General features: G+C 70.5%; 1 protein-coding gene. It reads left to right on the top strand.

The annotated features are described in order from the left end of the window. A partial coding sequence (locus ACMO6A_RS13550) for an FAD-dependent oxidoreductase (RefSeq protein WP_418471423.1) occupies positions 1 to 1,050 on the top strand: 1,050 nt, incomplete at both ends.

Below are 1,050 nucleotides of genomic sequence, written 5' to 3'. Positions count from 1 at the left end.
GACGCGATCGTCGTGGGCTCCGGGTGCGCGGGCGCCGTGGCGGCCTACGAGCTCGCGAAGGCCGGCAAGTCGACCCTCGTGGTCGAGCGCGGCAACTTCGCCGGCGCGAAGAACATGACCGGCGGGCGCATCTACTCGCACTCGCTGAAAAAGGTGTTCCCCGACTTCGAATCCGAGGCGCCGCTCGAGCGCAAGATCACGCACGAGCGCATCGCGCTCATGGACCCGGCCTCGCAGACGGCGGTCGACTTCACGAGCCCGGAGCTCGCGGAGGAGGGCAAGGACTCCTACTCGGTTCTGCGCGCGCCCTTCGACCAGTGGCTGGCCTCCAAGGCCGAGGACGCCGGCGCCGAGTACATCTGCGGCATCGCCGTCGAGGAGCTCCTGAAGGACGGGTTCGGCAGGGTCGTCGGCGTGCGCGCCGGCGAGGACGAGATCACCGCCGAGGCGACGATCGTCGCCGAGGGCGTGAACAGCCTGCTCTGCGAGCGCAGCCTGGGCAACCCCCGCCCGAAGCCCTCCCAGATGGCCGTCGGGATCAAGCAGGTGTTCGAGCTGCCCGCGCAGACGATCGAGGACCGCTTCCTGGTGCCGGAGGGCGAGGGCGCGGCCATGCTGTTCGTGGGCGACTGCACGCACGGCAAGGTCGGCGGCGGCTTCCTGTACACCAACAGGGACTCGATCAGCCTGGGCCTCGTGGCCACCATCTCGCTGGCCGCCGACGGCGCGAACGAGACGCCGGTGTACCAGATGCTCGAGGACTTCAAGGGCCACCCGGCGGTCGCGCCGATCATCCGCGGCGCGAAGCTCGTCGAGCACTCCGGCCACATGGTGCCCGAGGGCGGCTACGGCATGGTCCCGAAGTACGTGTTCGACGGCTGCCTGGTGGCCGGCGAGTCGGCCGGCCTCTGCATGAACATGGGCTACCAGGTGCGAGGCATGGACTTCGCCGTGGCCTCCGGCCAGATGGCGGGCCAGGCGGCCGTGCGCGCGCTCGACGCGGGCGACACGAGCGAGGCGGGGCTCGCCTCCTACAAGGAGGCGATGGAG

It is taken from the genome of Eggerthella sp. (assembly GCF_048329335.1).
GTDB classification, from domain to species: domain Bacteria; phylum Actinomycetota; class Coriobacteriia; order Coriobacteriales; family Eggerthellaceae; genus Eggerthella; species Eggerthella lenta.
Note: the sequence above shows the minus strand (reverse complement) of the source record. Positions and strands in the feature narration are given on the sequence as shown.